Source organism: Sinomonas terrae, assembly GCF_022539255.1.
In the GTDB taxonomy this organism is placed as follows: domain Bacteria; phylum Actinomycetota; class Actinomycetes; order Actinomycetales; family Micrococcaceae; genus Sinomonas; species Sinomonas terrae.
This window is the reverse complement of record NZ_JAKZBV010000001.1, coordinates 2,331,207-2,357,040: the sequence shown is the minus strand read 5'-3', so window position 1 is coordinate 2,357,040 and position 25,834 is coordinate 2,331,207. Positions and strand designations below refer to the sequence as shown.

Genomic DNA, 25,834 nt, shown 5'->3' with positions numbered 1-25,834 from the left:
ACCTTAAACTAGAGCAGTGGCAGATCCAGCGAGCTACCGGCCCAAGACCGGTGAGATCCCGAACGACCCGGGCGTCTACCGCTTCCGCGATCCCCACGGCAGAGTCATCTACGTCGGGAAGGCGAAGAATCTCCGCCAGCGGCTGACCTCGTATTTCGCGAACCCCGCAACCCTCCTGCCCAAGACGTACGCCATGGTCCACGCGGCCGCGAGCGTCGAGTGGACGGTCGTAGGAAGCGAACTCGAGGCCCTCCAGCTCGAGTACACGTGGATCAAGGAATTCGCTCCGCGGTACAACCTGGCCTTCCGAGACGACAAGACGTATCCGTACCTCGCGGTGACGCTGGGGGAGAAGTTCCCGCGAGTCCAGGTCATGCGAGGCGATCGCCGAAAGGGCACGCGCTACTTCGGGCCGTACACTGCGGGCGCCATCCGGGAGACGATGGACACCCTGCTCAAGGTGTTCCCTGTGCGGAGCTGCAGCGCTGGCGTCTTCAAGCGCGCGGAGCAGAGCGGTCGTCCTTGCCTCCTCGGGTACATCGACAAGTGCTCCGCCCCGTGTGTGGGCAGGGTGAGCGCCGAGGAGCATCGGGCGCTGGCCGAAGACTTCTGCGCCTTCATGGGCGGGGAGGCCAAGCGCTTCATCTCGCAGCTCGAGAAGAGGATGGCGGCCGCGGTGGCGGAGCTCGACTACGAGACCGCCGCGTCGCTGCGGGACGACATCATCGCGATGCGGAAGGTGTTCGAACGCAACGCGGTCGTGCTCTCCGAAGACACGGACGCCGACATTTTCGCCGTCGAGGAGGACGAGCTCGAGGCGGCGGTCCAGGTTTTCCACGTGCGCGGGGGGCGAATTCGCGGCCAGCGGGGTTGGGTCGTTGAGAAGGTCGAGGAGACGACCGGGGCAGCCCTCGTCGAGCACCTCCTGCAGCAGGTCTACGGCGCACAGGCAGAGACCGACACTAGGATTCCGCGGGAGGTGCTCGTGCCGGTCCTGCCCGACGACGCCGAGCAGCTCACGGTCTGGCTCTCCGGCCTTCGAGGGGCCAAGGTGGACCTGCGCGTGCCCCGGCGGGGCGACAAGGCTGCCCTCGCCAAGACGGTGCACGAGAACGCGGTACAGGCGCTCAAGCTCCACAAGGTCCGCCGAGCCGGCGACATCACAACGCGCTCCCTTGCCCTCCAAGAACTGCAGGAGGCGCTCGAGCTCCCCGAGCCGCCGCTGCGGATCGAGAGCTTCGACATCTCGCACGTCCAGGGTACGAACGTTGTGGGCTCGATGGTCGTCGTCGAGGACGGGCTCGTGAAGAAGTCCGAATACCGCAAGTTCTCAGTGACAGGCGATGCGGCCCGCGATGACACGACCGCGATGCACGACGTGCTGACGCGGCGCTTCCGGAGCTACCTCGCGGACAAGGAGCTGCCGGTTGCGGAGCGAGACCTGCACAGCAAGTTCGCCTACCCGCCCAATCTTGTCGTGGTGGACGGCGGCCAGCCGCAGGTCGCTGCGGCCATGAAGGCCCTCGCCGAGCTCGGCATCGGCGAGGACGAGATCCGCGTCGTCGGCCTCGCCAAGCGGCTCGAGGAGGTGTGGCTCCCGGAGGGGGACTTCCCGGTGATCCTCCCGCGTGCCTCGCAGGGGCTGTACCTTCTCCAGCGGATCCGGGACGAGGCGCACCGCTTCGCCATCACCTTCCATCGGCAGAAGCGCGGCAAGGCCATGACCGCTTCGCTGCTCGACGACGTTCCTGGCCTCGGCCCAGCGCGCCAGAAGGCGCTCCTGGCCCACTTCGGCTCAGTGAAGAAGCTTCGGGCGGCGACGCCGGACGAGCTCGCTGGCGTGGCCGGCGTCGGGCCGTCCCTCGCGGCTTCCGTGTACGCGGCGTTCCACGGATCGGAGGCAGAACAGGCCGCCCCTGCGGTGAACTACGCGACCGGCGAAATCCTGGAGTCTTAGCTAGGCTGGGCCTCATGACCCAGACCAGCGCGGCGGACCCGCACGAGCCCACTGAGCTGACCCCTGTGAAGCCTCAAGGCGCCGAGCTGCTCATCGTGACCGGCATGTCGGGTGCTGGCCGGAGCACCGCCGCGAATGCGCTGGAGGACCACGGCTGGTACGTCGTGGAGAACCTTCCGCCCCAGTTGCTCGGGACCCTGTCAGAACTCGTCGCGCACGCGTCTGACCGCATCCCGAAGCTCGCCGTCGTCATGGACGTCCGGAGCAAAGCCCTGTTCGCGGACATCCGCGAAGCGCTCCACGCCCTCGATTCCCGCGGAGTCGAGTACCGGGTCCTCTTCCTCGACGCGACCGACGACGTCCTGATCCGGCGCTTCGAGCAGGGTAGGCGCCCCCATCCGCTCCAAGGCGGAGGTCGCATCCTCGACGGGATCACGGCCGAGCGACAGATCCTCGCGGAGCTGCGCGAGCAGTCCACCCTCGTGCTCGATACGTCCGACTACAACGTCCACGGCCTCGCCACGGCGATCACCGAGCTCTTCTCGGAGAAGGGGCCTGTGACGCTGCGGATCAACGTCATGAGCTTCGGGTTCAAGTACGGTCTCCCGGCCGACGCCAACTACGTGGCCGACGTCCGCTTCCTGCCGAATCCCCACTGGATCCCGCAGCTCCGCCCTCACACCGGGCTCGATCCGGACGTTCGCGACTACGTCCTCGTCGCCAACGGGGCGGAGGAGTTCGTGACGCGCTATGTCCACGCCCTCGAGCCCGTCCTGAGGGGCTACCGCAAGGAGAACAAGCATTACGCGACGATCGCCGTCGGCTGCACGGGGGGAAAGCACCGCTCGGTCGCGATCGTCGAGGAGCTCGCCAAGCGTCTCTCGCAGCAGCCGCGCGTCACGGTGACGACCTCGCACCGCGACCTCGGACGCGAGTGATGAGCATGTTCACCGGACAGCTTCCCCTCATTCCGCCGGGGACGGGAACGTCGGGCGGGGTCCCCAAGGGGCCTTCCGTCGTGGCCTTGGGCGGCGGCCATGGCCTCTCGGCTTCGCTGTCAGCGCTCCGCCTCCTCACGGCGGACCTCACCGCCGTCGTCACTGTGGCGGACGACGGCGGCTCCTCCGGCCGCCTGCGACGCGACTTCGGCGTCATCCCCCCGGGCGACCTGCGGATGGCTCTTGCCGCGCTGTGCGACGACACGGACTGGGGACGGACATGGCGAGACGTCATGCAGCACCGCTTCCAGTCGCCCGCAGGCACGAGCGGGCTCGAGAACCACGCCATGGGCAATCTGCTCATCATGACGCTCTGCGAGCTCCTCGGCGACGTCGTCGACGGACTCCGCTGGGCAGGCGCGCTTCTCGGCGCGCGTGGCCAGGTCCTGCCCATGTCCCAGGTGCCGCTCATGATCGAGGGGACGCTCGCCTCCTCCGACGGCAGCCCCGGCGAGCTCATCCGCGGCCAGGCCGCCTGCGCAATCGCCGGCCGGCTCGATGGCGTACGGCTGCTGCCCGACGACGCGCCCGCGTGCCCCGAGGCGTTGAGCGCCATCGAGTTCGCCGACTGGGTGGTCCTCGGGCCAGGCTCGTGGTACACGTCGGTCCTGCCCCATCTCCTGCTGCCCGAATTGCGGCAGGCCCTCTCCGATACGCCCGCGCGTCGATGCCTTGCGATGAACCTCACGACGGACACGAAGGAGACGAGCGGAATGTCGGGCGCGGATCACCTGCGGGTCATCCAGCGTGCAGCCCCCGAGTTCACCATCGACGCCGTCATTGCGCAGGCTGGGTCGGTCGGCGACGCCGCCGAGTTCGAACGGGCTGCGGCGGAACTCGGTGCGGAGGTCCACTTCGGTAGAGTGGGTGCTTCGGGCCACCGGGCGGTGCACGATCCGCTCCGACTTGCGGCGGCCTATCACGAGGTGTTCTCCGGCGGCACGGCATGACGCCCGGACACGAAATGAGGAGTGTGGCGATGGCATCGCAATCTGCGGCGGGGCGCGGGAAGGCGGCGGCATGGCTCTGACCCAGAGTGTCAAGGAAGAGCTCTCGCATCTGGCTGTGAAGAAGTCGTCGGAGCGCAAGGCAGAGGTCTCGGCGATGCTGCGGTTCGCGGGCGGCCTGCACATCATCTCCGGCCGGATCGTGATCGAAGCCGAGGTCGATCTGGCCTCGACCGCGCGCCGCCTGAAGACCGCGATCGCGGAAGTCTACGGGCACGCAGCCGAGATCATCGTCGTCTCAGGCGGGGGGCTGCGGCGGGGGAGCCGCTACGTGATCCGAGTCGTCCGCGAGGGCGAGGCGCTCGCGCGGCAGACCGGCCTCCTCGACAACCGTGGCCGCCCCGTGCGGGGCCTGCCCTCCGCCGTCGTCAACGGGTCGGCCGCGGATGCGGAGGCCGTCTGGCGGGGGGCCTTCCTTGCCCACGGGTCGCTCACCGAGCCCGGCCGCTCCTCGTCGCTCGAGGTCACCTGCCCGGGTCCGGAGGCCGCTCTCGCGCTCGTCGGCGCTGCACGCCGCCTGGGGATCGCCGCGAAGGCGCGCGAAGTCCGGGGGGTCGATCGCGTCGTCGTGCGGGACGGCGATACGATCGCCGCGCTTCTGACCCGGATGGGCGCCCATGATGCGCTCATGGCCTGGGAGGAGCGCCGGATGCGGAAGGAGGTCCGCGCTACCGCGAATAGGCTCGCCAACTTCGACGATGCCAATCTTCGTCGCTCGGCTCAGGCCGCGGTCGCGGCGGGCGCGCGCGTCGAGCGAGCGCTTGAGATCCTCGGCGACGACGTCCCGGACCACCTTCGCTATGCGGGCGAGCTGCGCGTGGCGCACAAGCAGGCCAGCCTCGACGAGCTCGGACGCCTCGCCGACCCGCCCCTGACGAAGGATGCGATCGCCGGCCGGATCCGCCGCCTGCTCGCCATGGCAGACAAGAAGGCGGTCGAAACCGGGATTCCGGGTACAGAAGCGAACGTTACGCCGGACATGCTCGACGGCTGACCGCCGAAGGGCGTTCCGCATAGGATCGGGCCATCTGCATAGGATGGAGCCGTCACCAGCTCGTCGCGCGACACACGGTGCGGCGGGAAACCGACCGATGGAGGATGTTGTGACCTACGTACTGCCTGATCTTCCGTACGACTACGCGGCACTCGAGCCGCATATCTCGGCACGGATCATGGAACTCCACCACGACAAGCACCACGCGAGCTACGTGGCCGGCGCGAACACCGCGCTCGAAAAGCTCGCCGAGGCCCGCGAGTCCGGGAACTTCACCGACATCCCGCGCCTCAGCAAGGACCTGGCGTTCCACCTCGGCGGCCACACCAACCACTCGATCTTCTGGAAGAACCTCTCCCCCGAGGGCGGCGGCCGGCCCGAGGGCGAGCTCGCAGCGGCGATCGACGATGCTTTCGGCTCCTTCGACAAGTTCGTCGCGCATTTCAGCGCCGCCGCTACGAGCCTCCAGGGCTCGGGCTGGGCGATCCTCGCGTACGAGCCCCTCGGCGGGAACATCGTCATCGAGCAGCTCTACGACCAGCAGGGCAACATCCCGGTCGCGACGGTCCCGCTGCTCATGCTGGACATGTGGGAGCACGCGTTCTACCTCGACTACGTGAACGTCAAGGCGGACTACGTCAAGGCGTTCTGGAACATCGTCAACTGGGCGGACGTGGCGCAGCGTTTCGAGGCTGCCCGCTCCGGTGCGAAGAGCCTCGTCACGCCGGTCTGAGCGTGAAGCAAACCCTGCCGGCCAGGTCTCACTGACCTGAGATTTCTGTCACATAGCGGAGAATTCACCGGCTATCCCCGGAAAGAGGGCTCGTCTGTTCACGGACGGGCCCTTTTTCCGTAGGATGGGGTGCGGAAAGGCCACCAGCCTTTCAGCCATGACAATGGAGACTCGGGCTGCAGGCCTTTCCTTGTGCAAATTCTCTGCCCAACGATGTGCGAGACCGTTCAGACAGTCCGAGCAGTCACCTCAGGTGGGATGCTCGGCTGAGCATCAAGGAGAGCAACCAGAGTGACTACCCGCATTGGCATCAACGGCTTCGGCCGGATCGGCCGCAACTTCTTCCGCGCGGCACTCGCCCAGGGGGCCGATCTCGAGATCGTCGCCGTCAATGACCTCACGAGCCCAGAGACTCTGGCCCACCTGCTTAAGTACGACTCGATCACGGGCCGCCTCACCGAGAAGGTCGAGGCTCGCGACGGCAACATCGTCGTCGGCGGCAAGGAGATCAAGGTCCTCGCAGAACGCGACCCCGCGAACCTCCCTTGGAGTGATCTCGGCGTGGACATCGTCATCGAGTCAACGGGCTTCTTCACGAAGGCCGCGGATGCCAAGAAGCACCTCGCGGCCGGCGCCCGCAAGGTCATCATCTCGGCCCCGGCCACCGATGAGGACGTCACAATCGTCATGGGCGTCAACGACGAGGTCTACGACCCGGAGAACCACAACATCATCTCCAACGCGTCGTGCACCACGAACTGCCTCGGCCCTCTGGCCAAGGCGATCAACGACGCATTCGGGATCGAGCGCGGCCTCATGACGACGATCCACGCCTACACCGCGGACCAGAACCTGCAGGATGGCCCGCACCGCGACCTCCGCCGTGCGCGTGCCGCCGCGATCAACATGGTCCCCACTTCGACGGGTGCGGCGAAGGCCATCGGCCTCGTGCTCCCCGAGCTCAAGGGCAAGCTCGACGGCTACGCGATCCGCGTCCCGGTCCCCACCGGATCGGCCACAGACCTCACGGTCACGCTCTCCCGCGAGGTCACGAAGGACGAGGTCAACGCGGCGGTCAAGGCCGCCTCCGAGTCCGGCCCGCTTGCCGGCTACCTCTCCTACACCGAGGACCCGATCGTGTCCTCGGACATCGTGACGGATCCGGCCTCGTCGATCTTCGACGCGGGCCTCACCAAGGTCATCGGGAACCAGGTCAAGGTCGTCTCCTGGTACGACAACGAGTGGGGCTACTCGAACCGCCTCGTCGACCTCACGGAGCTCGTCGCGTCCAAGCTCTGAGAACGCCGTAACGTTCTCGGAACTCGGATAGCCTGAGTCCATGACTGCACACACTCTCGACGAGCTGCTCGCCGATGGTGTCCGTGGGCGGCACGTTCTGGTCCGGTCGGACCTGAACGTGCCGCTCGACGGTTCCACCGTGACCGACGACGGCCGTGTCCGCGCGTCCCTCCCCGTCATTTCGAAGCTGGCCGAAGCCGGCGCCCGGGTCATCGTCATGGCCCACCTCGGCCGCCCCAAGGGGATGCCGGAGGAGAAGTACTCGCTGCGGCCCGCAGCAGACCGTCTTGCCGAGCTCGCCTCGTTCCCGGTGCGGCTCGCGGGCGACGTAGTCGGCCCGAGTGCCCAGGAGCTCTCTGCTGGCCTCGCCGACGGCGAAGTCCTCGTGCTGGAGAACGTGCGTTTCGACGCGCGTGAGACGAGCAAGATCGACGCCGAGCGCGAGGAGTTCGCGAAGGAGCTGTCTTCCCTCACAGGGGAAGACGGAGCCTACGTTGATGACGCGTTCGGTGCGGTCCACCGCAGGCATGCGAGCGTCTACGACATCGCCTCGATCCTGCCCGCGTACCTCGGCGAGCTCGTCCGCGCCGAGGTAGAGGTGCTCAAGCGCCTCACCGAGGGCGCTGAGCGTCCGTACGTCGTGGTCCTCGGCGGCTCGAAGGTTTCGGACAAGCTGGCAGTGATCGACAACCTGATCGGCAAGGCCGACAGGCTTCTCGTCGGCGGCGGCATGCTGTTCACGTTCCTCGCGGCGCAGGGTCACAAGGTCGGCTCGAGCCTCCTCGAGCGCGACCAGATCCCCACAGTCCAGGCCTACCTCGAGCGGGCGACGGCGGCTGGCACCGAGTTCGTGCTGCCCACCGACGTTGTGGTCGCCTCGAAGTTCGCGGCCGACGCCGAGCACGAGGTCGCGGCGGCCAGCGCCATCGAGGACACTGCCTTCGGCGAAGCTGGGATCGGCCTCGACATCGGCCCGGACACCGCAAAGGCGTTCGCAAAGGAGATCGAGGGCGCCAAGACGGTGTTCTGGAACGGTCCCATGGGCGTCTTCGAGTTCCCGGCCTTCGCGGCTGGCACGAAGGCCGTTGCCCAGGCCCTCGCCGATGCGACCACCGCCGGTGCGCTCACCGTCGTCGGCGGCGGCGATTCAGCCGCGGCCGTACGGACGCTCGGGTTCGCTGATTCCCAGTTCGGGCACATCTCGACGGGCGGCGGCGCGAGCCTCGAATACCTTGAGGGCAAGGAGCTGCCTGGCCTCACCGCCCTCGGCGCCTAGCATTCCCCATGACGCCGGGTGCGCCTACCCCGGAGGGGAGGCGCACCTGGCGTTCTCTTCGCTTGCAGGAACATCCCACAGGAGACACCGTGACCACGTCCTCGAACGGCTCGTTCGCTCGCATCCCGCTCATCGCCGGCAACTGGAAGATGAACATGGACCATGTCCAGGCCATCACCCTCCTCCAAAAGCTGGCCTGGACCCTCGAGGACAAGCGCCATGACTTCGGCCGCGTCGAGGTGGCAATCTTCCCGCCCTTCACAGACCTCCGCGGGGTGCAGACGCTCGTGCAGGGCGACGACCTCAAGGTCGTCTACGGGGGCCAGGACCTCTCGCCGTTCGACTCGGGCGCGTACACCGGCGACATCAGCGGTGCATTCCTCGCGAAGCTCGGGTGCACCTACGCCCTCGTCGGCCACAGCGAGCGGCGCACCTTGCACGGGGAGTCTGACGAGGAGCTCAACGCCAAGACGAAGGCGGCGTACAAGCACGGGCTCGTTCCCGTCCTCTGCGTGGGCGAAGGCCTCGAGGTCCGTCAGGCGGGCCAGCACGTTGAGCACACTCTCGCGCAGCTCCGCGCGGACGTGGAGGGCCTCACCGCAGAGCAGGCATCGACGCTTGTCGTGGCGTACGAGCCCGTGTGGGCCATCGGCACCGGCGAGGTGGCCGGCCCGGAGGACGCTCAGGAGATGTGCGCGGCCATCCGCGCCGAGCTCTCCTCGATCTTCGGGGACGAAGCCGCCCGCGCCACCCGGCTCCTGTACGGCGGCTCGGTCAAGGCCGCGAACGCGGCGGCGATCCTCGGCCAGCCAGACGTCGACGGCGTCCTCGTCGGCGGCGCGAGCTTGGATCCAGCCGAGTTTGCTAGCATTGTCAGGTTCGAGAGCCACGCGGGCGCGTAGGGTCTCTGTCCCGTTCGACCCGCATCACCACTCGAGGAAGGCCACGCACCACCGTGCAAGTACTCCAGATCATCCTGCAGATCCTGCTCGGCATCACGAGCCTGCTGCTGACCCTGCTCATCCTTATGCACAAGGGCCGTGGCGGCGGACTGTCGGACATGTTCGGCGGCGGAATGTCCTCCGGCCTGGCGTCTTCGGGGGTGGCAGAGCGGAACCTCAACCGCTTCACGATCATCCTCGGCCTCACTTGGGGCGTCGTGATTGTCGCTCTTGGCCTCATCATGCGTTTTTCTGGCACCAGCAGCTCCTGACCGGGGCTCGCTAGCGACAAAAGGGGCGGGAACAGCGAATGCTGTTCCCGCCCATTTTTGTCGTGATTCTTCGAACGGTCGTGATTTCCTCGAACGACGACGGCGACGATCCCCTAGGCCGAAGCCGGCTCCTTGCGGAGGAGGTTCTCCGGCACCTGCGCGGCTGCGTCGGCGTCGATGAGCCACAGCGTGCGATTGCGCCCCCGGGCCCCGGCAGCGGGGACCTGCACGGGTCCCGCGCCGGCAAGCGCGAGCCCGACTGCCCCCGCCTTGTCCTCGCCCGCCACGAGCATCCAGACCTCACCGGCTGACTTGAGCGCAGGGAGGGTCAGGGAGATCCGCTCCGGAGGCGGCTTCGGCGAGTTCGTGACGCCGACGACCGTCAGCTTCGTCTCGCGGATGCCGGCCATCTCCGGGAAGAGCGACGCCACGTGCGCGTCGGGGCCCACGCCCAGCAGGAGGACATCGAAGCGTGGGAGGAGCCCCGGCTCCTCGGGTCGGTTGTCCGAGAAGTCGGCCTCGTGTTCCCGCGCCGCGGCTTCCTCGAGCTGGCGCGCGTAGTCTGCTGCGGCGTCGTCCGGGTTCTTGAACCTGTCCGAGTCACCTGGGATGTGCACGCGGGTAGGGTCGAGCGGGAGCTGGTCCAGGAGCGCTGCACGGGCCTGGACGACGTTGCGGTCCGGCGAATCGGCCGGCACGAAGCGCTCGTCTCCCCACCAGACGTTGACCTTGGACCAGTCGACGGCCCGGCAGGCCGCGGAATCGGCAACAGCACGGAGCGTGCCGATCCCCATCGTGCCGCCCGTGAGGACAATCGTGGCGTCGCCATAGCGATCCTGGGTGTCCACGAGCTTTGTGATGAGGCGCGCAGCGATGGCGGCGAGCAGCACCGACGAATCGGGATGGATGCTGACGCGTGGATCAGCGCTCACTGGGCGTCACACTCCTCAGGTTGGTCCGGGGAAGGCCCTCGGCGAGGACCTCGCCGAACACCTGATCGGGATCGAGCCGGCGGAGCTCCTCCGCGAGGCAATCCTCGAGGGTGCGGCGCGGGAGCGCGATGCGCTGCGACGGCTGGCCCGGCTGGGTCAGCTCGGCGACGGTGAGTCCGGGCCGGTAGAGCTGGATGTCGCCGGCGGGGCGGTTCATCCGGACGCGCCGGATGCCCGTGCCCGCAGGGTCCGCGACGATGGTCACGGGCACGTCGAGTTCGAGCGTGAGCCATGCGGCGAGCAGGACCGTGCTCGGTGAGTCCGATGCCCCTTCGACGGTGACTCCGGTGATGGGGGAGCCGTCAGCCTGATCCAAGGCCGCCGCGAGCTGGATTCGCCAGTTCGTCACCCGGGTCCATGCGAGGTCGGTGTCGCCTGCGCGGTAGGTGTCACGGATGCGGTAGAGCGCTTCGGTGGGGTCCGGCTCATTGCCTGAGTCGGTGATGCGGCGGTGGGCGATGCAGCCCACCGAGGTCGCTGCGGCGTCGCTCGGGGCACCATGAGGCCACCACGCGACGATGGGTGCATCCGGGAGGAGCAGCGCCGCCACGAGCGATTCGCTCTCCTCGGCGAGCCGTCCGTAGCCGCGGAGGACGACGACCTCCGAGGCGCCGGCGTCCCCGCCCACCCGAATCTGGCCGTCGATCCTGTCGGCCGAGTCGCGGCCGGAGTCGACGAGCACGATGATTCGGCAGGGGTGCTCGCGGCTCGCCTGGTTGGCCGCCTCGATGGCCTCTTCCTCGAAGCCGTGCTTCGTGATGACGACGAGCGTGAGGACCCGGCCGAGGGCCACGACCCCGCCCTGATGGCGGAGGTTCATGAGCTCCTTCGAGATCTTCGAAGTCGTCGTGTGGGGGAGATCGATGATCAAGGCCGCCTCCAAGAGCGTCCGTCGCGGGCCATGAGTGCGTCAGCCGACGCGGGCCCCCAGCTGCCAGGTGCGTAGGGCTCGGGCTTGTCCCCCGTCTTGGCCCAGTACTCTTCGAACGGGTCGAGGATCTTCCACGAGAGCTCGACTTCCTCGTGGCGCGGGAAGAGCGGCGGCTCCCCGAGCAGCACGTCGAGGATGAGCCGTTCGTAGGCCTCGGGGGACGACTCGGTGAACGAGTTGCCGTAGCCGAAGTCCATGCTGACGTCGCGGACTTCCATCTGCGTGCCCGGCACCTTGGAGCCGAATCGGATGGTCGCGCCTTCGTCGGGCTGGACGCGGATCACGACGGCGTTCTGGCCGAACTCGGCCGTGCCCTGATCGCGGAACAGGAGATTCGGGGCCTTCTTGAAGACGACGGCGATCTCCGTCACGCGGCGCCCGAGGCGCTTGCCTGCACGGAGGTAGAACGGCACGCTGGCCCAGCGGCGCGTGTTGATGTCCACTCGGATCGCGGCATACGTCTCGGTCGTGGAGTCGGCGGGAATGCCTTCCTCTTCGAGATAGCCCTTGACGAGCTCGCCACCCTGCCAGCCACCCGTGAACTGGCCACGCGCCGAGTGCTGGGAGAGATCCTCCGGGAGCCGCACCGCGGCGAGAACCTTCTCCTTCTCGGCGCGCAGGTCCTCAGCGTCGAAGGAGATGGGCTCCTCCATCGCGGTGAGCGCGAGGAGTTGGAGCAGGTGGTTCTGGATGACGTCGCGCGCCGCGCCCACGCCGTCGTAATAGCCTGCACGGCCGCCCGTGCCGATGTCCTCGGCCATCGTGATCTGGACGTGGTCGACATAATTGCCGTTCCAGATGGGCTCGAAGAGCTGGTTCGCGAAGCGGAGCGCCAAGATGTTCTGGACCGTCTCCTTGCCGAGATAGTGGTCAATGCGGAACACGGCGTCTGGCGGGAAGACGGACTCGACGATGTCGTTGAGCTGGCGCGCGGATTCGAGATTGTGGCCGAACGGCTTCTCGATGACCACGCGGCGCCATTTGCCCTCTTCCGCCTGGGCAAGTCCGTGGGCAGAGAGCTGGCGGCAGACCTGTTCGAAGGCCTTCGGGGGGATCGAGAGGTAGAACGCGTGGTTGCCCCGCGTGCCCCGCTGCTCGTCGAGTTCCTCGAGCGTCGCCTTGAGGCGCTCGAACGCCTCGTCGTCGTCGAACGAACCCTGGACGAAGCGCACGCCCTCATTAAGCTGCGCCCACACCGCCTCGTCGAAGGGGGTCCGCGCGTACTTCTTGACAGAGGCCTTCACCTCTTCGGCGAAGTCCTCCTTCTCCCATTCGCGCCGGGCGAAGCCGACGAGTGCGAAACTGGGCGGCAGGAGGCCCCGGTTCGCGAGGTCGTACACGGCTGGCATGAGCTTCTTGCGCGCGAGGTCGCCTGTGACTCCGAAGAGCACGAGCGACGACGGCCCCGCGATCCGGTTCAGGCGCCGGTCCCTCGGGTCGCGGAGCGGATTTCCGCCCCGCTTCGACCCGGCAGCGCCGTTGTCGTTCTCTGGCATGATGCCTTTCTATTCCTTCCGTGCGGTCCGTCAAAGCGGAACCAAGCAAAAGCCGCCGGCCCGGCCGCAAGGGCCGGGCCGGCGGCTCGCAGCCTCAGCGGGCCAGAGCCGAGACCAGATCGGTCAGCTGCTGGACGCCGGCGTCGCGATCCGTGAGGTGCAGGCGGAGTACCGGCCGACCGTGCTCGGCGAGCACCTGGGCGTCTCCCGCGGCCTGAGCCTCGATGAGCTGAGCGAACGTGAAGGGCCGGCCGGGAATCTCGACGTCCTTCGACGCCGAAGCCGTCACCTGAAGGAACACCCCGACGGCCGGACCGCCCTTGTGGTACTGCCCCGTCGAGTGGAGGAAGCGGGGCCCCCAGCCGAACGTCGTCGGGCGTCCCGTCGCCTTCGCGAAGAGGTCGCGGACGCCCTCGAGCTGCGGGTAGGCGAGCCTGTCGAGGTACGCCTGCACGCTCAGGTAGCCCGTGGGAGTGAGCTGGGAGAGCAGCGCCTTGACGGCTTCCTCGACCGTGGCCGCGCCGCCGAGCCAATCTCCGCCGCGGACCTCGATCGCGCCTTCCGTGAAGTTTGCCGGCGTCGGCTCGGGGCGGGCATCGAGCAGGCCACGAGCGGCGGCCTTGGCGGCCTCGACGTCGGGCTGGTCGAAGGGATTGATGCCGAGCAGGCGCCCGGCGACGGCGGTCGCGAACTCCCACACCAGCATCTGCGTTGCGAGCGTCCCGCCCACGGCGGCCTGGTTGGGCCCGAGGACGGGCTCGGCGTCTGCCGAGACAAGCCGGACGACCAGGACGTCGTCGGCGTCCTCCGTTACCTCAGGCGAAGTAACGGAAGCGACGACGGGCAGGATTCCCTTGCCGAGCTTTCCGGTCGACTCGGCGATGAGCTGCTCGGCCCAATCGGCGAAGCCGTTGATGCCGGAGCCGTCCTCGACGATCACGATCTTGTCGCGGAGCGGTGACGTGCCGCCGAGGGCCGCACCGAGCTGCAGCCCGATGTTGTCCTCGGAGTCCTCCCGCAGAAGCTCGGCTGCTTCCTCAGCCTCATCGAGCAGGGCCTGGATATCAACACCCGCGAGCCCCGAGGGCACCAGTCCGAAGGCCGTGAGCGCCGAGTAGCGACCGCCGACATTCGGGTCCGCGTTGAACACTGCACGGTACCCCGCCTCGCGGCTCGCTGCCTCGAGCGGCGAGCCCGGGTCGGTGACGACGACGATGCGCTGCTTCGCCTCGATGCCCGCCGCTTCGAAGGCGGCCTCGAACGCCCGCCGCTGCGAATCGGTCTCGACCGTCGAACCGGACTTCGAGGACACGACGATCGCCGTGGCCTCAATCCGCTCTGAGAGCGCGGCAGACACCTGCTCGGGGTCAGTCGAGTCGAGGACTACGAGCGGGACGCCGACGGTCGCGGTGATGACTTCGGGGGCCAGCGAGGAGCCGCCCATGCCGCACAGCACGATGCGGTCGACGCCTTCTGCGCGGAGCTCGTCGCGCAGCCTCACAATGTCGGCAACGAGCGGCTGCGAGACGGACGCGGCCTCGATCCAGCCGAGGCGCTTGGCCGATTCCTCTTCAGCATCCTTGCCCCACAGCGTGTGGTCCTTCGCGAAGATGCGGCTCGCGACGTTGTCAGCAGCGAGCTGCGGCACGCGAGACTCGACAGCCTCGCGTGCGGCGCCAGTCGCGTCAAACGTCAGGGCGCTCACGCGCGGGCTCCCTGTGCGGTCTCCGAGAGGGTGCGCTCGACGTCGGCGAGGAGGTCGTTCCAGGAGGCGACGAACTTGTCGAGGCCCTCTGATTCGAGGACGGCGACGACGTCGTTGTAGGAGACCCCGATCTTCTCGAGCGCGTCGAGGTGGGCGTTGGACTCCTCATAGGTGCCGCGGACCGTGTCGCCGGTGATCTCGGCGTGGTCGAAGGTCGCGTCGAGGGTCTTCTCCGGCATGGTGTTCACCACGCCGGGGGCGACGAGGCCGGCGACGTAGAGGGTGTCGGGCAGGTTAGGGTCCTTGACCCCGGTCGAGGCCCACAGCGGGCGCTGCGGGAGGGCCCCGGCGTCGGCGAGCAGGTTCCAGCGCTCGGTGCTGAACTCCTCCTCGAACACCTGGTACGCGAGGCGGGCGTTGGCCAGACCGGCCTTGCTCTTGAGGGCCTTGGCCTCGTCGGTGCCGATGGCGTCGAGCCGCTTGTCGACCTCGGTGTCCACGCGGGAGACGAAGAACGAGGCGACCGAGTGGATCTTGGACAGGTCGTGCCCGTTCTCCTTGGCCTTCTCGAGCCCGGTCAGGAACGCGTTGATCACCGCGCGGTAGCGCTCGAGGGAGAAGATCAGGGTCACGTTGACGCTGATCCCGTTCGCGAGGGTCTCGGCGATCGCCTCGAGCCCTTCGAGGGTGGCCGGGATCTTGATGTAGACGTTGCCCTTGTTGACCTTGTCGCGCAGCTTCTTCGCCTCGGCGATGGTGCCTGCCGTATCCCAGGCCAGGCGCGGGTCGACCTCGATGGAGACGCGCCCGTCGACGCCCTTGGTCGCCTCGGCGACCGGGGCGAAGAGGTCGCACGCGTCGGCGACATCGCGGGTGGTGAGCTCGAACACCGTCCGCTCGACGTCGGCGCCCTCCGCGACGAGCTCGCGCAGCTGCGCGTCGTAGCCGTGGCCCTTGGTGATCGCGCCCTGGAAGATCGTCGGGTTCGTGGTCACGCCCACGACGTTCTTCTCGTCGATGAGGGCCTTGAGGGAGCCGTCCTGGAGGCGCTGGCGGGAGAGGTCATCGAGCCAGATCGAAACGCCGGCGTCCGAGAGGGCCTGTGTGGGGGTAGTCATTTCGGTTCCTCCTTTTGAGGGGATGGTCAGTGCCCCGAATGGCGGGGTAGCCGCACTCTCTCTTCTGTTAACGCTGGGCGGCGGCGATTGAATCCTTGGCGGCGAGGGTGACTGCCTCCGAGGTGATGCCGAACTCGGTGAAGAGGGTCTTGTAGTCCGCGGAGGCGCCGTAGTGCTCGAGGCTGATGCTTCGGCCGGCGTCGCCGACGAACTCGGCCCAGCCGAGGGCGAGGCCGGCCTCGACGGAGACGCGGGCCTTCACGGACGCGGGCAGGACGGACTCGCGGTATTCGGGGTCCTGCGCCCTGAACCACTCGACGCAGGGCATCGACACGACGCGGGCGGCGATGCCCTCCGCGGCGAGCGCCTCGCGGGCGGCGACGGCGAGCTGGACCTCGGAGCCGGTGCCGATGAGGATCACGTCCGGGGTGACGTCGGCCCCGTCGCGCTGGGCCTCGGCGAGGATGTAGCCGCCCTTCGCGACCCCTGCCGCGGAGCCGAAGCCGCCCTCGCCGCGGTCCCAGGTCGGGAGGTTCTGCCGGGTCAGGACGATCCCGGCCGGGTTCGAGGTGCGCTCGAGGATGGTCTTCCAGGCTACGGCGACCTCGTTCGCGTCGCCCGGGCGGACGACGTCGAGGTTCGGGATCGCGCGCAGCGAGGCGAGCTGCTCGACCGGCTGGTGGGTCGGGCCGTCCTCGCCGAGGCCGATCGAGTCGTGCGTCCACACGTAGGTCGAGGGGATGCCCATGAGCGCCGAGAGGCGGATCGCGGGGCGCTGGTAGTCGGAGAAGATCAGGAACGTGCCCGAGAAGGCGCGCGTCTTCCCGCCGAGCGTGATGCCGTTGACGATCGAGGCCGCGGCATGCTCGCGGATCCCGAAGTGCAGCACCCGGCCGTAGGGGTTGCCCTTCCAGGCGGCGGTCGAGCGGGAGGCCGGGATGAACGAGGGAGAGCCCTCGATCGTGGTGTTGTTCGACTCCGCGAGGTCGGCCGAGCCGCCCCACAGCTCGGGCAGGACCGGGCCGATGGCGTTGAGGACCTTGCCGGAGGCGGCGCGGGTGGAGACGTCCTTGCCCGCGGGGAACTCGGGGAGGGACTCCTCCCAGCCCTCGGGCAGGCGGCGGGCCTCGATGCGCTCGTGCAGCTTCGCGGCCTCGGGGTTGGCGGCGGCCCAGGCGTCGAAGGACTCCTGCCACGCGGCATGCTCCTCGCGGCCGCGCTCGATGGCGCCGCGGGTGTGCTCAAGGACCTCCGGGTCGACGTCGAACGACTTCTCGGGGTCGAAGCCCAGGACCTGCTTCAGGGCCGCGACCTCGTCCGCGCCCAGGGCCGAGCCGTGGATCTTGCCCGTGTTCTGCCTCGTCGGGGAGGGCCAGCCGATGATGGTCCGCAGCGAGATGATCGAGGGGCGGCCGGTCTCGGCCTTGGCAGCCAGCAGCGCCCGGTAGAGGCCCTGGACGTCTTCCTTGTATTCGCCGCCGGCGGTCCAGTCCACGCGCTGGGTGTGCCAGCCGTACGCCTCGTAGCGCTTGAGGACGTCCTCGGTGAACGCGACGTCGGTGTCGTCCTCGATGGAGATGTGGTTCTCGTCGTAGATCACCACGAGGTTGCCGAGCTCCTGGTGCCCGGCGAGCGAGGAGGCCTCGGAGGTCACGCCCTCCTGCAGGTCGCCGTCGGAGGCGATGACCCACACGGTGTGGTCGAACGGCGACTGGCCCTCGGGAGCCTTCGGGTCGTACAGGCCCCGCTCGCGGCGCTGCGAGTAGGCGAAGCCGACCGAGGAGGCGAGGCCCTGCCCGAGCGGGCCCGTCGTGATCTCCACGCCCTTGGTGTGCCCGTACTCGGGGTGGCCCGGGGTGAGCGAGCCCCACGTGCGCAGCGCGGCCAGGTCCTCGACCTCGAGCCCGTACCCGGCCAGGAACAGCTGGATGTAGAGGGTCAGGGAGGAGTGCCCGGGGGAGAGGATGAACCGGTCCCGGCCGATCCACTGGGGGTCCGCCGGGTCGTGGCGCATGAGCTTCTGGAACAGCAGGTACGCCGCCGGCGCCAGGCTCATCGCCGTGCCCGGGTGGCCGTTGCCGACCTTCTGCACCGCATCGGCCGCCAGCACGCGGATCGTGTCCACCGCCTTGCGGTCAACGTCAGTCCACGTCAGTTCTTCAACATCCACAGCAGGCACGTAAACGAGCCCCTCTCCATCGCTGACGGCGGACCGCTGCGTCAGAACCCGTCATGGTGGGCCCTCGGCAGCCAGCCGGCCGTTCACCATTGAAACGTCTTTTCGTCCATCCCGGCACGTAATCCGCGCATTGCGGTATCGGGACAACCAGCTCACATACTACGCACGAGGCTCGTCTGAGGTCAGCGGTTTGCCCGAAATTGCGCCGATTGTGAATCACGCATGTGACCTTCCGAGGGTGATCCGACGGAAATCCCGGTGATACGCGCGCGGGTATGATGGAGGCTCCGAGAGAAGAAGAAAAGAGTCGCGCACCCGTGAGTACTGATGCCCATGCACCCGCCCGCCCACAGAGCTCGAGGGTGGCCCGCAAGCTCAAGGCCTACGTTGCCCTCACGAAGCCTCGCATCATCGAACTGCTCCTGGTCAGCACGCTCCCGACGATGATCTACGCCCAGCGCGGATTCCCGTCGATCGGCCTCATCGCCGCGACCCTCATCGGCGGTGCGTTTGCTGCAGGCAGCGCGGGGGCTTTCAACTGCTACATCGACCGCGACATCGACCGTCTGATGCGGCGCACCGTCAATCGGCCCCTCGTCACCGGCGAGGTGACCCCGCGCGAAGCGCTCGCGTTCGCGTGGATCCTCGGTATCGCGTCGCTCGCGATCCTGTGGTTCGGTGCGAACCCGCTCTCTTCGGTGCTGGGTGCTGGGGCCATCTTCTTCTATGTCGTCATCTACACGCTCGTCCTCAAGCGACGCACGGCCCAGAACATCGTGTGGGGCGGCGCCGCGGGCTGCTTCCCGGTGCTCATCGCCTGGGCTGCCGTGACGGGCACGGTGAGCTGGCCCGCCGTCGTCCTCTTCATGGTGATCTTCCTCTGGACGCCGCCCCACTACTGGCCGCTTTCCATGCGCTACGGCGAGGACTACCGCAACGCCCACGTTCCGATGCTCGGCGCTGTCGCAGGGGCGAAGGTCGTCTCGGTGCAGGTGGTTCTCTACGCGTGGGCGATGGTGATCTGCTCCTTGCTGCTCGTCCCGCTCGGTCACGCCGGCTGGGTCTACACCCTCGCGGCCGTCGCCGTCGGCGGCTGGTTCCTGTGGGAATCGCACGCGCTCTACTCGCGCGCCCAGCGTGAGGAGATCGAGGACAAGAAGGCCATGAAGGTCTTCCACGGATCGATCAGCTACCTCACGATCCTCTTCCTCGCCCTCGCTATCGACCCGTTCGTCGGGCTGCCGCTGGTCCGTTGAAATGCATCGCTGAACAGCTTTCCCCACCAACGAACTTTCCCCCCACCAAAGAAAAGGGGGCGGCGGCGTCGTGATGACCACGACGCCGCCGCCCCCTTTCTTGGCGGGCTCACTCTTGGTGGGCTCGCCCACAGTCTGCCTAGAGGCGCGGGCTCCAGCTCGCAAGGTCGGCGGCATTGGTTGCCTCGGCCATGAGCAGCGCTCCCACGAACATGTGGAGTCCGACGAGCAGCGCCGGAATGCCCGTGTAGTACTGCGTGATGCCGATGGCTGCCTGCAGCACGGTGAGCCCGAGGAGGCCCAGGACGGCCGAGCGGAACGGGCCGCCAACGCGACGCGTCAGGACGACGATGACGGCGAACAGTGCACCGAACGTGACGAGGTACGCCGGGACCGCGTGGAGATGCGCGAGGAGGTCCCAGTCGAGGCCGTTGCGGGGAGCGTTGGCGTCACCGGCGTGCGGACCGGCACCGGTGACGACGACGCCGAGGACGACGGCGAGCGCCACCGCGCCGGCGGTCGCGATCGTGACCGGTCGCATCGAGCCCGGGAGAGCGGGCAGGGTACGGGTCATGATGCGCCCGGAGCGACCGTAGGCCCGGTTCACGAGGATCGTCGCGAAGACGACGAGTGCCATCGACACCAGGAAGTGCAGGGCGACGACCCACGGATTCAGCTGCGTCAGCACGGAGATGCCGCCTATGACGGCCTGCGCGGGGATGCTGGCCAGAAGCGTGACGGAGAGCCAGAAGAGGTCCTTGCGCTCCTTGCGGAGGTTCCAGACCGCGACAAGCATCGCGACTGCGACGGCACTGAGCGCGAACGTGAGCAGACGGTTCCCGAACTCGATGATGCCGTGATAGCCCATCGCCGGCGTGGTGGTGAGTGAGCTGGCGGTACAGCGGGGCCAGGTCGGGCAGCCGAGGCCGGATGACGAGAGGCGCACGGCGCCGCCCGTGACAATGAGCACTATCTGCCCGATGAGCGAAGCGACGGCGAGAACGCGTACGCGCATGTCGACGGCGGTGGGCAGCCAACCGACGAAGCGGCGGACGGCGGTCTGGGACATGTGATCTTCTCCGGGATCGGGGGTGGGATGAGAGGTGGTGGTCAGTTCCACTTGAACCAGCGGACTGCGGCGAGGCCAGCCGCGGCGCCCCACACGATCAGGACGACTGCCGCTTGAAGGTCGAGCGTGCCGTGCAGGAACGCCGCTCGGGAGGCGTCGCCAAGGGCGCCTGACGGCAGGAAGCCGACGATGCCGGAAATCTGGGACGGGAGCTTGCTGCTCGGCATCACGATTCCCCCGAACACGCCGAACAGTATCCAGACGAGGTTCGTCACGGCGAGCGTGGCCTCAGGGCGTGCGGTTCCTGCGACGAGCAGCCCGAGCGCGGTGAACACGGCGGCGCCGACGGCGAGCAACACGAGTCCGAGGATGGCTCCGGGGAACGACGGGCGCCACCCGAGGAGCCATGCGATGCCCCCGATCACGACGACCTGGATGGCCAGGACGACGAGAACGGCCACCGTCTTGCCCGCGATGAGTCCGGCCCGGCCGAGCGGTGTCGTCGAGAGGAAGCGAAGCACGCCATAGCGGCGGTCGAAGCCCGTGGCGATTCCCTGGCCCGTGAAGCCGGTCGACAGCGTGCAGAGAGCAAGCACCCCCGGGGCGGCCACGTCGACACGGTTCGGGCCGAGGCCGTCGAGGAACGGTGTGACAGTGAGCCCGATGAGGGCCATGAGGGGCAGGACGACCAAGAGTACGAGCTGCTCGCCGTTGCGCAGCATCGTGAGCGTCTCGTAGCGGCCCTGCTGCCAAACGCGTCCCGAGAGGGAGGTGGCGGTGCTCATGCTGTCTCGACTTTCCGGCCTTCGGCCTCGTGCGCTCTGTTGGTCGGAAGGGAATCCTGCGCGGCCGATGCCTCGGCGATGCCGAGGAACACGTCTTCGAGGCTCCGGCTTCCGAGCTCGAGAGAACTGGGCATGATGCCCCGCGCGTCGAGCCACTGGGCCAAGGCGGCGAGGTGAGCCGTGGTCAGCTCGCCCTCGATCGTGTAGTGGCCGGCGGGGGATTCGCGGACCTCGATGGCGGGGCGTGCCCCGGCGAAGGCCGCGGCCAGGTCGAGACCTGAAGGCGCTCGGACTGTCATGCGGCGGGCGGCCTGGGTCGCACCTCCGAGGAGCTCTGCGACCGTGCCCTCTGCGACGATGTGACCTCTGTCCAGGATCGCGACCCAATCTGCCAGCCGCTCGGCGTCGTCGAGGAGGTGGGTCGTCAGGATGATGCCCAGCCCTTGGGCCCGCAGCTCATGGATGAGGTCGAAGACGACCTGGCGAGACTGCGGGTCGAGGCCCGCGCTCGGTTCGTCGAGGAAGACGACTTCAGGGCGCCCCACGAGGGCAGCGGCGAGGGCGACGCGCTGCTTCTGCCCCCCGGAGAGCCTGCGGATGTTCGTGCCGGAGAACTGATCGAGTCCGAGGCGCTCGGCGAGTTCGTCCACCGGGAGCGGGTTGCGGTACATGCCCGCCACGTGCTTGAGAAGCGCGATGGGCCGCGCGGAGGGGGGGAGCCCGCCGTCCTGAAGCATGACGCCGACTCGCGCCCGGAGATCAGCCCCCGCGGTCTGCGGGTCCTCGCCGAGGAGTCTGATGAATCCACCGGTGCGGCGCCGGAGGCCCTGAGCGCACTCGAGGGTCGTCGTCTTGCCCGCGCCGTTGACGCCGAGGAGGACGGTGACCTGGCCTGCGTAGGCTGTGAGGTCGACGCCGGCAAGCACCCGCTTCATACGGCCGCCTTCGGCAGCGATGGGCCCGACGTCGTGGATCAGCCCCTCGATCTCGAGGCAGGGGGAACCGGTTCTGAGCACCATTCCATTCTACGCAACGTAGTAACGGCGCCCGACTGCCAGCGCAGGGCGGGTGCAAGGCCGCCGCGAGGTGCGCCGAAAGTGCTTCACATGGGCTGTGGCGAGCGCAAGGAATGGTGGATGTGACGCACCTATCGTCCAACTAAGTCCCTCCTTACTGGAGGTGGGGAAGAGATTAGGTGAAGATTGTGTTGTGTATTCCATGACGATGACACCTGTGCCCGCTCAGACGCGCGGCCGAGGTGTGCCCCGCGACGCCGAGGACCGCACGCGTGACCGTGTCCTCAGCGCGGTGCTCGAGCATGGTCCCGTGAGCGCCGCCGAGTTGGGCGAACTGCTCAATGTCACCCCGGCAGCGGTCCGCCGCCACCTTGACGCCCTCACGAAGTCAGGGGTCGTCGAGGTCAAGCGCGTCGCTACCTCGGGCACCGGCGCCGGCCGACCCGCTCGCCGTTACGTCCTGACCTCGCGTGGGCAGTCGTCCATCGGTGATGACTACCTCGACATCGCTCGCACGGCACTCCACCGGCTTTCCGACGTTGCCGGCCCGGGCGCCGTCGAGGATTTCGCCGAGGAGCGCTTCGCCGCAATGGAGCAGCGGTACCAGCCGCTCGTCGACGCGGCCGGCGACGATGTGGCCGCGCGTTCGCGCGCTCTCGCCGAAGCCCTCACGGACGACGGGTTCGTGGCTTCTGCGGCGGAAGTCGCGAGCCGTGCAGGAAGACGAATCCCAGACCATCTCGCGAGTGTCCAGCTCTGCCAAGGTCACTGCCCAGTGCAGGAGCTTGCCGCCGAGTTCCCCGTCTTCTGCGACACGGAGACCGCCGTGTTCTCACGCCTGCTCGGAGTCGACGTGCGCCGTCTCTCGACCCTTGCCTCCGGCGGCCACGTCTGCACGACGCACATTCCCACGGGACGGGGGGCCAGACTGACAGACTCTGGCGCCTCGAGCCCCCACTCTGACGTAATCCCTGTCCCTACCAACGAGAGGCCGTGATGACGGATCAATTGGCCGAGAAGCACAACGTGGACGTCGAGCCCACTGTGATCTCGGAGATTCTGGAGAAGAACCCTGAGCTCCACGGGATCGGCACGTACGAGTACGGCTGGGCCGACGCGGACGTCGCAGGGGCGAACGCCCGCCGCGGACTCAACGAGGACGTGGTGCGCGACATTTCCAGCAAGAAGGGCGAGCCCGAGTGGATGCTCGACCTGCGGCTCAAGGGCCTCAAGTACTTCGACCGCAAGCCCATGCCGCTGTGGGGAGCTGATCTCTCCGGCATCGACTTCGACAACATCAAGTACTTCGTGCGCTCGACGGAGAAGCAGGCGGGGTCCTGGGAAGATCTGCCCGAGGACATCCGAAACACGTACGAGAAGCTCGGCATCCCGGAAGCCGAGCGCAGCCGCCTCGTCGCGGGCGTCGCTGCCCAGTACGAGTCCGAGGTCGTCTACCACCAGATCCGCGAGGACCTCGAGAAGCAGGGCGTGATCTTCCTCGACACGGATACCGCGCTCAAGGAGCACCCGGAGTTCTTCAAGGAGTACTTCGGCACGATCATCCCAGTCGGCGACAATAAGTTCGCGTCCCTCAACACCGCTGTGTGGTCCGGCGGTTCGTTCGTCTACGTCCCGAAGGGCGTCCACGTCGAGATCCCGCTTCAGGCCTACTTCCGCATCAACACTGAGAACATGGGCCAGTTCGAGCGGACGCTCATCATCGCGGACGAGGATTCCTACGTCCACTACATCGAGGGCTGCACGGCCCCGATCTACACTTCGGATTCGCTGCACTCTGCGGTCGTCGAGATCGTCGTGAAGAAGGGCGCCCGCGTGCGCTACACGACGATCCAGAACTGGTCGAACAACGTGTACAACCTCGTGACCAAGCGTGCGATCTGCCATGAGGGCGGCACGATGGAGTGGATCGACGGCAACATCGGTTCGAAGGTCACCATGAAGTACCCGGCCGTGTACCTCGTGGGCGAGCACGCCAAGGGCGAGACCCTGTCGATCGCGTTCGCGGGCGAGGGCCAGCATCAGGACACGGGTTCCAAGATGGTCCACATCGCGCCGAACACGAAGTCCTCGATCGTCTCAAAGTCGGTTGCGCGCGGCGGCGGGCGCGCTGCCTATCGCGGCCTCGTCCAGGTGCGCGAAGGCGCGAAGCACTCGGCGAACACGGTTCGCTGCGATGCCCTCCTCGTGGACACGATCTCCCGCTCCGACACGTACCCGTACATCGACATTCGTGAAGATGACGTCGTGCTCGGACACGAGGCTACGGTGTCGCGCGTGAGCGAGGAGCAGCTGTTCTACCTCATGTCCCGCGGCCTCCCGGAGGACGAGGCCATGGCGATGATCGTGCGCGGCTTCATCGAGCCGATCGCCCGCGAACTTCCCATGGAGTACGCCCTCGAGCTGAACCGCCTCATTGAACTGCAGATGGAAGGGTCCGTCGGTTAATGACTGAAGTTACTGAGAAAGCTCTGCAGGACGCAGCGCAGGAGAAGGCGCGTATCGGAGCGCCTTCGATCGCCGGGTTCACCGAAGAGGGCGAAAGCCTCTCGCCGGCACCCGTGGCCACCGGGCCGCTGGGTGGGGACGCAGCCAAGAGCCACTCGCACGGGGGCGGCTACGGCATTCCGGACAGCTCGCGTGCAGGGCGCCTCACTTCCTATCGACTGGCCGACTTCCCCGAACTCAAGGGGACGGAAGAGGAATGGCGGTTCACCCCGCTGCGTCGCCTTGGCGGGCTGCACAAGAACGCGCTCGACGGCGCGGCGCCGGCTGTCGCTGTCGAGGCGCCGGAACCCGTGCGCGTCGAGACCGTCGGCCGCGAGGACGCGCGCATCGGCTCGGCCGGCGTTCCCGAGGACCGCGTGTCGGCGAACGCCTGGGAGCACTTCGCTGAGGCGACAGTCGTCACCATCCCCGCCGGCGCTCAGCTCGAGGACCGCGTCCTGGTGACGCTGACCGGCGCTGGGCTTGCGGCAGCAGCCCAGCATGTGGTGATCGTCGCCGAGGAGGGCGCGCGCGCCGTCGTCGTCCTCAACCACAACGGCCAGGCGGTCGTCGCGGAGAACGTCGAGGTCGTCGTCGGCGACCGCGCCGAGCTCACCCTCGTCTCGCTCCAGGAATGGCACGACGACTCGGTGCACGCCTCGTCTCAGCAGGTCAAGGTGGGCCAGGACGCGAAGATCAAGCACGTCGCTGTCTCGCTCGGCGGCTCGCTCGTGCGCATCACGCCTACCGTGCGCTTCGCCCAGCCGGGCGGTGAAGCCGAGCTCTTTGGCCTGTACTTCGCCGATGCGGGCCAGCACCTCGAGCACCGCACCTTCGTGGACCATGCCCAGCCCAACTGTGTCTCCAACGTCCTCTACAAGGGGGCCCTCCAGGGCAAGGACGCGCACACGGTGTGGGTCGGCGATGTGCTGATCCAGAAGCAGGCCGAGGGCACGGACAGCTACGAGAAGAACCAGAACCTCGTGCTCACGGACGGCGGCCGCGCGGATTCGGTGCCCAACCTCGAAATCGAGACGGGCCTCATCAAGGGCGCCGGGCACGCGAGTGCGACCGGTCGCTTCGACGACGAGCACCTCTTCTACCTCATGGCCCGGGGCATCCCGGAGGATGTCGCGCGGCGCCTCGTCGTGCGCGGCTTCCTGCACGAGATCATCCAGAAGATCGGCGTGGCCTCCATCGAGGAGCACCTCACCGAGGCCGTCGAGCGTGAGCTCGAAGCCGGAGACAACTGACCAACAGGATTGGTCCCGGCGAGAGCCGGGGACCGTTTGAGCACAGCCCGGC

General features: G+C 67.9%; 22 protein-coding genes. 13 read left to right on the top strand and 9 right to left on the bottom strand.

Features of this window, described 5'->3' with window-relative positions; all coding sequences use genetic code 11:
• Positions 1 to 16 precede the first annotated feature (16 nt).
• From uvrC to secG, 9 genes are all read left to right on the top strand, one after another.
• On the top strand, positions 17 to 1,957 hold the full coding sequence (gene uvrC, locus L0M17_RS10990) for an excinuclease ABC subunit UvrC (protein WP_241054001.1): 1,941 nt from the start codon (positions 17 to 19) through the stop codon (positions 1,955 to 1,957).
• A 14-nt stretch (positions 1,958 to 1,971) separates the two neighbouring features.
• Positions 1,972 to 2,895: an RNase adapter RapZ gene (gene rapZ, locus L0M17_RS10985; RefSeq protein WP_241054000.1), complete on the top strand. Its 924-nt coding sequence runs from the start codon at positions 1,972 to 1,974 to the stop codon at positions 2,893 to 2,895.
• The gene (locus tag L0M17_RS10980) at positions 2,895 to 3,905 is read left to right on the top strand and encodes a gluconeogenesis factor YvcK family protein (RefSeq protein ID WP_241053999.1); all 1,011 of its coding nucleotides are present in this window, start codon (positions 2,895 to 2,897) and stop codon (positions 3,903 to 3,905) included. Before rapZ ends, L0M17_RS10980 begins: the two co-directional genes overlap by 1 nt.
• Positions 3,906 to 3,975: 70 nt before the next feature.
• Positions 3,976 to 4,956, top strand: coding sequence for a DNA-binding protein WhiA (whiA, locus tag L0M17_RS10975; RefSeq protein ID WP_241053998.1), 981 nt, complete (start codon positions 3,976 to 3,978; stop codon positions 4,954 to 4,956).
• A gap of 97 nt (positions 4,957 to 5,053) precedes the next feature.
• Positions 5,054 to 5,689: a superoxide dismutase gene (locus tag L0M17_RS10970; protein ID WP_241053997.1), complete on the top strand. Its 636-nt coding sequence runs from the start codon at positions 5,054 to 5,056 to the stop codon at positions 5,687 to 5,689.
• A 291-nt stretch (positions 5,690 to 5,980) separates the two neighbouring features.
• Entirely contained in the window at positions 5,981 to 6,988 is a 1,008-nt protein-coding gene (gene gap, locus L0M17_RS10965; protein WP_241053996.1) for a type I glyceraldehyde-3-phosphate dehydrogenase, read from the top strand.
• 40 nt (positions 6,989 to 7,028) lie between these two features.
• Entirely contained in the window at positions 7,029 to 8,264 is a 1,236-nt protein-coding gene (locus tag L0M17_RS10960; protein WP_241053994.1) for a phosphoglycerate kinase, read from the top strand.
• Positions 8,265 to 8,353: 89 nt separating this feature from the next.
• Positions 8,354 to 9,166: a triose-phosphate isomerase gene (tpiA, locus tag L0M17_RS10955; protein ID WP_241053993.1), complete on the top strand. Its 813-nt coding sequence runs from the start codon at positions 8,354 to 8,356 to the stop codon at positions 9,164 to 9,166.
• A 53-nt stretch (positions 9,167 to 9,219) separates the two neighbouring features.
• Positions 9,220 to 9,477 (top strand): preprotein translocase subunit SecG, encoded by a 258-nt coding sequence (gene secG, locus L0M17_RS10950; RefSeq protein WP_241053992.1) that lies wholly within the window; start codon positions 9,220 to 9,222, stop codon positions 9,475 to 9,477.
• A 113-nt stretch (positions 9,478 to 9,590) separates the two neighbouring features.
• Here secG and pgl read toward each other — a convergent pair whose 3' ends face one another.
• From pgl to tkt, 6 genes are all read right to left on the bottom strand, one after another.
• The gene (pgl, locus tag L0M17_RS10945) at positions 9,591 to 10,409 is read right to left on the bottom strand and encodes a 6-phosphogluconolactonase (RefSeq protein WP_241053991.1); all 819 of its coding nucleotides are present in this window, start codon (positions 10,407 to 10,409) and stop codon (positions 9,591 to 9,593) included.
• Positions 10,399 to 11,340, bottom strand: a complete 942-nt coding sequence (locus tag L0M17_RS10940; RefSeq protein WP_241053990.1) for a glucose-6-phosphate dehydrogenase assembly protein OpcA — start codon at positions 11,338 to 11,340, stop codon at positions 10,399 to 10,401. The genes pgl and L0M17_RS10940 overlap by 11 nt, the downstream gene beginning before the upstream one ends.
• Complete coding sequence (gene zwf / locus L0M17_RS10935) at positions 11,337 to 12,896, bottom strand: glucose-6-phosphate dehydrogenase (protein WP_241053989.1); 1,560 nt, start codon at positions 12,894 to 12,896, stop codon at positions 11,337 to 11,339. The genes L0M17_RS10940 and zwf overlap by 4 nt, the downstream gene beginning before the upstream one ends.
• Before the next feature lie 94 nt (positions 12,897 to 12,990).
• Entirely contained in the window at positions 12,991 to 14,601 is a 1,611-nt protein-coding gene (locus tag L0M17_RS10930) for a phosphoglucose isomerase-related protein (protein WP_241053987.1), read from the bottom strand.
• Positions 14,598 to 15,719, bottom strand: coding sequence for a transaldolase (tal, locus tag L0M17_RS10925; RefSeq protein WP_241053986.1), 1,122 nt, complete (start codon positions 15,717 to 15,719; stop codon positions 14,598 to 14,600). The genes L0M17_RS10930 and tal overlap by 4 nt, the downstream gene beginning before the upstream one ends.
• 67 nt (positions 15,720 to 15,786) lie before the next feature.
• Complete coding sequence (gene tkt, locus L0M17_RS10920) at positions 15,787 to 17,889, bottom strand: transketolase (RefSeq protein ID WP_241053985.1); 2,103 nt, start codon at positions 17,887 to 17,889, stop codon at positions 15,787 to 15,789.
• A gap of 287 nt (positions 17,890 to 18,176) precedes the next feature.
• Here tkt and L0M17_RS10915 point away from each other — a divergent pair, with 287 nt between their 5' ends.
• Positions 18,177 to 19,154: a heme o synthase gene (locus tag L0M17_RS10915; protein ID WP_372498063.1), complete on the top strand. Its 978-nt coding sequence runs from the start codon at positions 18,177 to 18,179 to the stop codon at positions 19,152 to 19,154.
• Positions 19,155 to 19,293: 139 nt separating this feature from the next.
• Here the strand turns inward: L0M17_RS10915 and L0M17_RS10910 are convergent, their stop codons facing one another.
• The 3 genes from L0M17_RS10910 to L0M17_RS10900 are packed head-to-tail and all read right to left on the bottom strand — an operon-like array spanning position 19,294 to position 22,027.
• The gene (locus L0M17_RS10910) at positions 19,294 to 20,223 is read right to left on the bottom strand and encodes a COX15/CtaA family protein (RefSeq protein WP_241053983.1); all 930 of its coding nucleotides are present in this window, start codon (positions 20,221 to 20,223) and stop codon (positions 19,294 to 19,296) included.
• Positions 20,224 to 20,264: 41 nt separating this feature from the next.
• Entirely contained in the window at positions 20,265 to 21,008 is a 744-nt protein-coding gene (locus L0M17_RS10905; RefSeq protein WP_241053982.1) for an ABC transporter permease, read from the bottom strand.
• Positions 21,005 to 22,027, bottom strand: coding sequence for an ABC transporter ATP-binding protein (locus L0M17_RS10900; RefSeq protein ID WP_241053980.1), 1,023 nt, complete (start codon positions 22,025 to 22,027; stop codon positions 21,005 to 21,007). The genes L0M17_RS10905 and L0M17_RS10900 overlap by 4 nt, the downstream gene beginning before the upstream one ends.
• 199 nt (positions 22,028 to 22,226) lie before the next feature.
• Here L0M17_RS10900 and L0M17_RS10895 point away from each other — a divergent pair, with 199 nt between their 5' ends.
• From L0M17_RS10895 to sufD, 3 genes are read left to right on the top strand one after another with little or no spacing between them, the layout of a single operon-like run.
• Entirely contained in the window at positions 22,227 to 23,021 is a 795-nt protein-coding gene (locus L0M17_RS10895) for a helix-turn-helix transcriptional regulator (protein WP_241053979.1), read from the top strand.
• Complete coding sequence (sufB, locus tag L0M17_RS10890; protein WP_241053978.1) at positions 23,021 to 24,490, top strand: Fe-S cluster assembly protein SufB; 1,470 nt, start codon at positions 23,021 to 23,023, stop codon at positions 24,488 to 24,490. The genes L0M17_RS10895 and sufB overlap by 1 nt, the downstream gene beginning before the upstream one ends.
• Positions 24,490 to 25,782 carry a Fe-S cluster assembly protein SufD gene (gene sufD / locus L0M17_RS10885; RefSeq protein WP_241053977.1) on the top strand — a complete coding sequence of 431 codons (1,293 nt, stop codon included), beginning with the start codon at positions 24,490 to 24,492 and terminating at the stop codon, positions 25,780 to 25,782. The genes sufB and sufD overlap by 1 nt, the downstream gene beginning before the upstream one ends.
• The last annotated feature ends 52 nt before the right edge of the window (positions 25,783 to 25,834 follow it).